Genomic DNA, 9,881 nt, shown 5'->3' on the forward strand with positions numbered 1-9,881 from the left:
TCGCGGCCTTTCTGGATCACGAATATGGTTCAGGCAGCGTTCTTGGTCTCCGAGATCACGCCGATAATGTCATCAACGACCTTTTCCACCAGACCTGCATCGTCGCCCTCCGCCATGACGCGGATCAGCGGTTCCGTGCCGGACGGGCGGATGACGACGCGTCCCTTTTTACCGAGCTGCGCCTTGGCATCCTCGATAGCTGCGATGACATTGGCGTTTTCCAGCGGTTTTCCGCCCGAAAAACGAATATTCTTCAGGACTTGCGGCACCGGTTCGAACTTGCGGCAAACCTCGCTTGCAGGTTTTTCCGCACGCTTGATGCAGGCCAGAACCTGTAGAGCGGAAACCAGCCCGTCACCCGTCGTGGAATAATCGGACATAACGATATGGCCGGACTGTTCGCCGCCAACATTGAGGCCATGAGCGCGCATGTGTTCAACGACATAGCGGTCGCCGACTTTTGTGCGATGGAGTTCTAGTTTGAGGCTTTGCATGAAACGCTCGAGGCCCAGATTGGACATGATCGTCGCAGCGATACCACCACCAGCCAAACGGCCTGCCTGATGCCAGGACTCGGCAATCAGGGCCATAATCTGATCCCCGTCGATGACGACGCCGTTTTCGTCGACGATGAGCATACGATCGGCATCGCCATCCAGTGCTATGCCGAGGTCAGCACGTGTTTCATGCACCTTTTTGATCAGGCTCGCCGGACTGGTTGAGCCGCAATCCGTATTGATATTGAAGCCGTTCGGCTCGTCGTGAATAGTGATGACTTCCGCGCCCAGTTCCCATAAAGCCGCAGGCGCGACCTTGTAGCCTGCGCCATTGGCGCAATCGATCACGACCCGCAAACCCGCCAGCGACATGGATCGCGGCAGGGTGCGCTTGGCAAATTCAATATAGCGATCATGCACGCCGTCGATGCGCTTGGCGCGGCCAAGACCATCGGAATCCGCGACGCTGATAGCAATCTCTTCATCGAGCATTGCTTCGATATTGCCTTCAATCTCGTCAGAAAGCTTGTATCCGTCCGGCCCGAACAGCTTGATACCATTGTCGTGATAGGGATTGTGCGAGGCAGAGATCATCACACCCAGATCAGCACGAAGCGAACGTGCCAGCATGGCAACGGCAGGTGTAGGAATCGGACCAAGAAGGAACACGTCCATGCCCGCAGCGCAAAACCCTGCCACCATGGCATTCTCGATCATGTAACCGGAAAGGCGCGTATCCTTGCCAATGACGACGCGATGGCGATGTTCGCCACGCTGGAACGTGCGCCCCGCCGCCATGCCGACCTTCATCGCGACTTCCGGGGTCATGGGAAACTTGTTGGCGCGCCCGCGAATACCGTCGGTTCCGAAATAACGTCCCATAGTCGAACTCTTTTCTGTCCCAAGCATGCGGCGGTAGAGCCCCGTCGACCGACCCGCTTGATTATAGCTGCGTCAGAATGGCCTGACGGCGATGTTGCCACGCAAAACCCGTGTCGATTGTCTGGTGGGTGGTGCTACTGCGGCAAATACCGTAAAGCAACCGCCAAATCCACAAGGTACCGATACTTTAGCAAAAGCTACCATCACAATTCGTAAGCTTTGGTTACTCGCCCTGTTACTAAATTCGGGTCTAAAATTCCGCTCGAAGCCCAGCGCTCCACGCAAAAATGGCCTGGATAAACCAGGCCATTTTGCAAATTCGCGGATAATTAGCCCTGCGGTTGCGGCTCCATGCCACCTTCACCATCCGCCTTCGGCTCTTTGCGTGAACCACCGGCCTTCGGCACCGTACTGCCACGACTGCTCGGTGTATCGTCACCCTGGTCGCGTGAGGGCTTCTGCCCCGCCATCAGTTGCTTGATCTCCTCGCCGGTCAGCGTCTCATACTCGAGCAACCCTTCCGCAATGGCCACGAAAGCATCGTGGTGCTCCGTCAGGATTTGACGCGCCTGCTGATAAGCCTGGTCGATCAGACGACGAACCTCGTTGTCGATCTTCTGAGCGGTCGCTTCCGATACGTTCTTCGACTGTGAGACAGAATGACCGAGAAAAACCTCCTGCTGGTTCTCCCCATAGGCGACCTGACCGAGTTCATCGGAAAAGCCCCACTGTGTAACCATGGCGCGGGCAAGCTTCGTTGCCTGCTCGATATCGGAGGAGGCGCCCGAGGTGATATTTTCCTTGCCGAACGTCAACTCCTCGGCAACGCGTCCGCCCATCATGATGCACAGGCGCGAAACCATCCACTTGTAGCTCATCGAGTAGCGGTCGCCTTCCGGCAGCTGCATCACCATGCCTAGCGCGCGACCGCGCGGGATGATCGTTGCCTTGTGCAGCGGGTCGGCAATTGCAACCTTGAGCGCGGTAATGGCGTGGCCAGCCTCGTGATAGGCAGTAAGCTTCTTTTCTGCTTCGGTCATCGCGGAAGAGCGGCGCTCCGCGCCCATCATGATCTTGTCCTTGGCATCCTCGAATTCCTGCATGGTGACGAGACGCTTGTTGCGTCGCGCCGCCATCAGGGCCGCTTCATTGACCAGATTGGCCAACTCCGCACCTGAAAAGCCTGGTGTACCGCGCGCCAATGTCTTGAGATCGACGTTCGGCGCCAAAGGCACGTTGCGTGCATGTACCTTTAGAATCTGCTCGCGACCAACGACGTCGGGGTTCGGAACGACAACCTGGCGATCGAAGCGACCGGGACGCAGAAGCGCCGGGTCAAGAACGTCCGGACGGTTGGTCGCGGCTATGAGAATGATACCCTCATTGGCTTCAAAGCCGTCCATCTCGACCAGCAACTGGTTGAGAGTCTGTTCGCGCTCGTCATTGCCCCCGCCCAGGCCAGCACCGCGATGACGGCCGACAGCATCGATTTCGTCGATGAAAATGATGCACGGCGCATTCTTCTTGGCCTGTTCGAACATGTCGCGGACACGAGACGCTCCAACGCCGACGAACATTTCTACAAAGTCTGAACCGGAAATCGTGAAGAACGGTACGTTCGCTTCGCCGGCAACCGAGCGTGCAAGCAGGGTTTTACCTGTTCCCGGAGGACCAACAAGCAGCACGCCACGCGGAATCTTGCCACCGAGACGTTGGAATTTCTGCGGATCGCGTAGAAACTCGACGATCTCTTCCAGATCCTGCTTCGCCTCATCAACGCCGGCAACATCCTTGAAGGTCACGCGGCCATGCGCTTCGGTCAGAAGCTTGGCCTTCGACTTGCCGAAGCCCATGGCGCGGCCGGACCCCGACTGCATCTGCCGCATGAAGAATATCCACACACCGAGGATCAGCAGCATCGGCAGCCAGCCGATCAGCACGGAGTAAATCGAACCCGAGCCATCCGTCTCGGGGCGTGCCGAAATCGTAATATTTTTGCCCTCCAGACGTTGAACCAGATTGGAGTCGGCAGGCGAGTACGTCTGGAAATTCGAATTGTCGGAGAATTTTCCGGTGATGCGGTCACCGGAAATGGTCACGCTCTTCACGCGTCCGGCATCGACATCCTGAAGGAATTCCGAATAAGCCACTTCTCTGGCATTGCCACGCTGCTGCGGCGTCTGGAACAGATTGAACAGGGCAATCAGCAGAACCGCTATTATGACCCACAGCGCGATATTTCGATAGTTCGGATTCATCAGTATCCCGTTTCAATCCCCGAAACGGCCTTTCATTGAGACCGTCAAATGTAGCGCTTAACATAGGAAGCGCGACCGCCCTTGCCAAGCGGAACTCACCGCCTAGGTTAAAACTATTCCGTTATCGTGACCGCTATACGGCAAAGCAGGCGGCGCATCGGCTCCAAGCAGCTGAGCAACCGCGTTCGCAAGCGGCCAATCGAGGCCGGAAAGCCTGTCTTTGAACGGCGACGCCACGGGTCTTATCTGCACCCGTTCCAGCGCAGTGTCCCCCGCCCCGCCCGCCCCGGTTACAACCTTCGGCATGCAATCATCACCGGCCGCTACCCACAAAAGCTCGGAGACCTGCGTCGTTATCTCAAAGCGACCGTCCCAGAGCACGCTACCCTGCTCAAGCGCGATTTGCGGAAGATCCCGCCGTTCGCGTTTCATTGTCACACACCCATCTTTTGCCTGCACGACGCAACGTGAGAGGGTCTCTGTCACTCGTTCGCCATTTACGGCTCGGTGCGTCAGAATGCGCACCCGCCCTTCATCGGGCAGGAAACTGCCTCCCCCGGCGATAGCGAGGAGAACCCGCAGCGCATGGATGCACGCCTCCTCGGATGTCATGACCAGCCGGAAGCCAGAAGGCTCGACAGGCGAAGCATTCGTCCGGATCAGGCTGACCGTGTCATCAACAAGCCTGGCCCGGAACGCTTGCGCTTTCGCAATAGCGCTGCAAATATCCGCTCGTGCCGCCGCGTCCATTTTAGCCACGGCACGACGCACCCGCACCCGTTCATATGCCTCGTCATCATTGCTTGGGTCATCTAACCAGGCCTGGTTCATGGAGCATAGATAATCCCGCAAAGCCTGGCGGGAATGCGTCAGCAAAGGCCGCACGATCCACAGTCTTCTGCGATAGAGCGTCGCCGCGGCCATGCCGGAAAGCCCATAGCCTGTCGCACTGCGTGCCTTGCGCATAAGATGCGTCTCGATCTGGTCATCTTGGGTATGGCCCGTCAGCACGAGATCCGTACCAGCTTGCTCGGCAGCCCGTGCCAGCAGCGCATAACGCGCTTCGCGCGCCCTTTGGGAAAGCGCGCTGCCCTTGGCGGCTTCCTCCCAACGCAGGGTCTTGTGCGGAATACGGTGTTCGGCGCAGATCTGAGCCACCCTCTCCGCCTCGTCGGCAGCCTCCGGGCGAAGCGCATGATCGACGGTTACGGCGAAAAGTGACAGATGCGGTGCATGAATCCTGCGCCAGGCATCGAAACTCAGGAGAAGCGCAAGGGAATCGCTGCCGCCGGATATTGCAAGCAACACCGCCTGGCGCCTGGAAAAATCGAATTGAGAGTAAGTGGCCTCGAAGCCGGTGGGAAATCGCTGCAAGAAGGTCAGCAACCAGCAGTGGTTTTTTCCTGCGTCACCCGCGCTTTCAGCGCCGCAGATGCTTTGGGATACCGCTTGTCCACTTCCCCGAAAGTCGCACAGGCAACTTCCTTCTGCTTCATTCCGGCGAGCGAAACGCCCAGCTTGAGCAGGATTTCCGGCCCCTTGGCCGAATTGCGATAGTTCTTGCTTGCAGCCAGGAGAATTTCGGCAGCGTCGCGATAACGCGTCTGTCCGATCAGCGATTCGCCTAGCCAGAAATGCGCGTCGGCTGATTTTTCGCCCTTCGGAAACCGTTCGATATAAGAGCGGAAGCCAGTCTCTGCCGTTTTGTAGTCGCCGGAAAGCACGTGCTCATAAGCACTGTCATAAACCGCATCCGCGCTGCCGCCGGCACCGGCCGAATTGTTTTGGGGCAATGCCGCAACCTGATCCTGTGCGCCCCCCGAAACCGGTGGCAAGGGAGAAGAGGTCGGATTATCATCAGTATTGCTGCTGACGACATTGCCGTTTTCATCCAGAATTAGACGACCAAGCGTACGCGGCGGTTCACCGGTTCCGTTTCCGGCGGTGCTCGGCTGAGTAGCTGCCGTCTGACTTTGGTCCTGTTGCATCGGCGGGACCGGCGCAACACCGTCGATACTTCCGGTCCCGATAGTATCCGTGCTTCCACCCCCGGAGTTTCCCCCGGCAGGTGGTGCTGCGTTGGCATGCCGGGTCGAGCCCGATCCGGCATCCGCTCTGTTTTTCTCAAGCTCCTGAAAGCGGAACTCGTTGTCCTCCTGCATCTTGCGGATTTGTTCCTGCATCTGCAGAATCTGGAAGTTCAGTTCTTCGATCGTACCATTCAGCTGGCGCAACTGCTCTTCGAGCTGCTGCACGCGGGGATCGCTGCCCTGCGTCAGAATGTAGCCGCCCTGCCCGGCCGGAGCCTGGCGAGATGCGTCATTGCTGCGCGAACCGAAGACGCCGGGCAGGCCCTGCGCATTGCTGGGCAGCACAGATGCCGCAAGCGACAATGCGATGGCGCTTCCTAAAATCAACCGCGAAAACATCGGCCTCTCATTAGCGTTGGTGGTCATTTTTGCAGTGTGCTTCTGGATTCTCATCGATTCCGGCAGGCCTCCCGGCCCGTTGGAACCATCGCACGGCAAGCGGCGACATTTCATCCTTTATCAAAGCAGAGAGAGTTCGGCCAAATTTTGTTTCAGTTTTTGTGAATTCGTGTCGTCGGCATGAAAAAAGCCCGGCGTGCGAACCATGTCACACACCGGACCTTCACTATTTGGACCGGATGTCCGGTGATTACATGCCGGCACCCGAATTCAGCACGGTGACCGCACGGCGGTTCTGCGACCAGCACGAAATGTCGTCACAAACGGCAACCGGCCGTTCCTTGCCATAGGAGATCGTCTTCAAGCGGTTTGAAGCGACACCCTGCGAAACCAGGAAGTCGCGAGTTGCAGCAGCGCGGCGCGAACCGAGAGCCAGATTATATTCACGTGTACCGCGCTCGTCGGCATGGCCTTCGATCGTGATCGAAAACTGCGAATAGCGGTTAAGCCACTGCGCCTGCTTGGCAAGCGTGGCCTGCGCGTCGGCGCGGATTGCGGTCGAGTCCGTGTCGAAGAAGATGCGATCGCCAACATTAACGGTGAAGTCCTGGCTGGAACCTGGCGTTGCCGCACCGGCCCCAAGGCCGAGATCGGCAGCGCTGTTCGGCGTCTTCTGCGACGCACAGCCTGCAAGAGCAAGACCGGCCATGAGAGCGACGGTAAGCACGTTGAGATTCAATTTCGAAGTGCGTTTCAAAACCCGCCCCTCCTTACCTGTAAAAACCAGCACGATTGCATTGGGTTTTCTTAACCACATCTTGTTTAACCGATGCTCAAAAAACATGGTTAATATTTTCTTGCCCATTCCTTTGCAGCGCGATTTTCGGCGATAGCAATCAGACGGTTCAAGAAGGATCCCTACGCGAAATTCTCGCTGACGCGAAAAGGACACAGTGGGCATGCGGGTCGAATACGGCAAAAAGGCGGCATTTACGCCGCCTTTTTATCAAGATCGTTGGAAATCGATCAAGCGCCTACTCAAGCAGTGGCGACCATGCCGGGTCGGAAGCAAGGTTCGGCGTCGGCACAGCCTGCTCGTTGCGCCCGGTCAGATCAACCGTGCGCAGCTTCGGCTGGCTGGAGCCCGAGAAGAACATGAGTACGCGACCGTTCGGCGCCCAGGTCGGGCCTTCCTGCTGGAAGGCGGTGGAAAGGATCCGCTCCCCGGAGCCGTCAGTGCGCATGACGCCGATTTCGAAACCGCCACCCGACTGGCGGGTGAAGGCGATCAGATCGCCGCGCGGCGACCATACAGGCGTCGAGTAGCTGCCCTGGCCAAATGAGATACGCTTCTGGCCGGAACCATCCGCATTCATCACGTAGATCTGTGGGCGACCGCCGCGGTCGGAGGTGAAGACGACCTGGCTGCCATCCGGAGAATAGGAAGGCGAGGTATCGATGGCGTTGGTATTGGTAAGGCGCGTCGTCTGGCGCGACCGGAGATCCATCGTAAATATATTGGAATTGCCGTCCTCGCGCATCAGCGACATGATGATCTTCTGTCCGTCCGGCGAGAAGCGCGGCGAGAAGGTCATGCCCGGAAAATCCCCCACCAGTTCCCGCTGCCCGGTTTCCAGCTGCAGCAGGTAGACCTGCGGCGTACCGCTCTCGTAGGACATATAGGTGATTTCCTGACGGTTCGGCGAAAAGCGCGGCGTCAAAACGATCGAGCGACCGTCGGTCAGATAGCGAATATTGGCGCCATCCTGGTCCATGATGGCAAGACGCTTGGTGCGCTGGGTACCGCTGCCGGACTCGTCGACGAAGACAACGCGTGTATCGAAATAGCCTTTTTCGCCGGTGAGACGTTCATAGATCGCGTCTGCGATGATATGAGCAATACGCCGCCAGTTGGCTTCCGTCGCAAAGAACTGCTGACCGTCGAGCTGCTGGCCGGCAAACGTGTCCCACAGCCGGAATTCGGCGCGGATGCGTCCGTCGGCCTCGCGCGATACGCGGCCGGTGACTAACGCCTGCGCATTGATGACCTTCCAATCCTCGAACCTGGGGGCCGCATCCGGATTGGAGGTCTTCTCGATGAAGGCCGCCTTGTCGATCGGTGCAAAAAGGCCCGATCGTTTGAGATCGGCAGTCACGATGCTGCTGATCTGTGCGCCCATCTGATCACCCGAGATGAAATCGGTGATCGCGATCGGCAGCGGCTCGACATTACCGCGATTGATGTCGATGGTAACCTGCGCGCGCGCCGAATGGACCGCAATCGGCGCGGCTGCAAGCACCATCGCCATCAGCAGAAAGACTGTCTTGCTTACTCTCAGCATACCTATAAGCCTCTTCGCTCGAATGAGCATCAGAACATTTCACTGGGGTCGAAATTGACCGTCACTTCCGACCAGGTCGCATATTTTTCAGCCGGAAGCGTGTAGGGAGCGCATTGCAGCACGGCGCGGCGGGCCGATTCTGCCGCCGCACGCTCGATACCGCCCGAACCACCGCCGGAAACGATCCGGGGCGAACCTTCGACGGCACCGACCTGGTTAAGGTTGAATTTAACCGTGACGCGCAGATTCTCAGCCTCCAGCGCGCCGGCCGGCACGTTCCAGCAACGCTGGATCTGGCCGCGCAGCGAATCCATCTCGCTCTGCGTCAGCTGGCCTGCGCTGTTGGTGCGCGAGGCACCGAGCGAAGCGGTTTGCTCGCTACGTTTGGCGCCACCACCGGAAGCCTTCTCCTTATTGAGAAGCGCCGCAATGTCATCGGCGTCGAAATCACTTTCGCTTTCGTCGCGCGCCTGCGATTTCTGCGGCTCAGGCTTCTTTTCGGGTGCCTTCGGCTTTTCCTGTTCCTTCGGCTTCTCCGGCTTGGCCTCGGCCGTTTCGACAGGCTTCTCGCGTGGCGGCTGTGGGCGTTGCTGCGGCGCGGCCATCTGCGTGGGCAGCGAAAGGGCCTGCTCTGCAGGTGCTTCCGGTGCAGGCGTCGGCTCAGGCGCAGGCTGGGCTTCCTGTGGAGGTGCAGGCTGGACTTCAGCAGGCTCGGGCGCAGGTTCCGGCTCAGGCGTTGGCGCGGGTGCCGGTTCTGGCGCCGCAGCAGCCGAAGACTGCGTTTGCTCGACAGGCCGCGGCTTTGGCTCGGGCGTCGGAGCCTTGTCCGTGTCGGTGGAATTATTACCCACCTTCTGCGCATCCGGCACGACATCCGGGCGCGTGGTCGGCGTTGGTGCGGGCTTTTCGCTGATCGGAGCCTTCTTGTCACCCTCGATCAATTGCGACGCGTCGGCAATGACGACATCGACGGGAAGCGCTTCGGAATCCGTCATGTCCATTGGCCTTGGCGCAAGCGTCACAAGCCCCGCCGCAATGGCAGCCACATGAAGCACAGCAGATGTTGTGAGGCCCGCTTTCATTCGTTTTTAGCTATCCTGTTCCTGCAGGGTGACGAGGCCCATATTAGAGAAGCCTGCTGCGGAGATACGTGCCATGACCTGCATCACGATGCCATAGTTCGACGTGCGATCACCGCGAATGAAGATGCGTTCCTCATAGCCTGTTTTCGCGATAGCCTGAAGCTTCGGCACGACTTCCTCGATCGCCGTTTCCGTCTCCTGAATGAAGATGCGGCCCTGCTGGTCGATGCTGACGGTGATCGGCTGCGTGTCCGCATTCATTGCGTTGGCCTGCGTCTGGGGCAGGTTGACAGGTACGCCGACCGTTAAAAGCGGTGCGGCCACCATGAAGATGATGAGCAGCACAAGCATTACGTCCACGAAGGGCGTAACGTTGATTTCCGAGATGGCG

8 protein-coding genes are annotated in these 9,881 nt (G+C 58.6%); all 8 read right to left on the reverse strand.

Annotated elements, in window-relative coordinates:
- Positions 1–29: 29 nt before the first annotated feature.
- Positions 30–1,379, reverse strand: a complete 1,350-nt coding sequence (gene glmM / locus IE151_RS13805; RefSeq protein WP_189491281.1) for a phosphoglucosamine mutase — start codon at positions 1,377–1,379, stop codon at positions 30–32.
- A gap of 329 nt (positions 1,380–1,708) precedes the next feature.
- Entirely contained in the window at positions 1,709–3,637 is a 1,929-nt protein-coding gene (gene ftsH / locus IE151_RS13810; protein WP_189491285.1) for an ATP-dependent zinc metalloprotease FtsH, read from the reverse strand.
- A gap of 102 nt (positions 3,638–3,739) precedes the next feature.
- The gene (tilS, locus tag IE151_RS13815; protein WP_487343533.1) at positions 3,740–5,023 is read right to left on the reverse strand and encodes a tRNA lysidine(34) synthetase TilS; all 1,284 of its coding nucleotides are present in this window, start codon (positions 5,021–5,023) and stop codon (positions 3,740–3,742) included.
- Complete coding sequence (ybgF, locus tag IE151_RS13820; protein ID WP_189491291.1) at positions 5,017–6,066, reverse strand: tol-pal system protein YbgF; 1,050 nt, start codon at positions 6,064–6,066, stop codon at positions 5,017–5,019. The genes tilS and ybgF overlap by 7 nt, the downstream gene beginning before the upstream one ends.
- Positions 6,067–6,316: 250 nt before the next feature.
- On the reverse strand, positions 6,317–6,775 hold the full coding sequence (gene pal, locus IE151_RS13825; RefSeq protein ID WP_244636776.1) for a peptidoglycan-associated lipoprotein Pal: 459 nt from the start codon (positions 6,773–6,775) through the stop codon (positions 6,317–6,319).
- A gap of 325 nt (positions 6,776–7,100) precedes the next feature.
- A complete protein-coding gene (tolB, locus tag IE151_RS13830; RefSeq protein WP_244636755.1) occupies positions 7,101–8,438 on the reverse strand; it encodes a Tol-Pal system beta propeller repeat protein TolB in 1,338 nt (445 codons plus the stop codon).
- Entirely contained in the window at positions 8,438–9,490 is a 1,053-nt protein-coding gene (locus IE151_RS13835) for a hypothetical protein (protein ID WP_189491297.1), read from the reverse strand. The genes tolB and IE151_RS13835 overlap by 1 nt, the downstream gene beginning before the upstream one ends.
- Positions 9,491–9,496: 6 nt before the next feature.
- Positions 9,497–9,881 (reverse strand): protein TolR (gene tolR, locus IE151_RS13840; RefSeq protein WP_189491300.1); only part of this gene is annotated, 385 nt, incomplete at its 5' end.

Origin of the sequence: Limoniibacter endophyticus, assembly GCF_014652835.1 — a bacterium.
Classification (GTDB): domain Bacteria; phylum Pseudomonadota; class Alphaproteobacteria; order Rhizobiales; family Rhizobiaceae; genus Limoniibacter; species Limoniibacter endophyticus.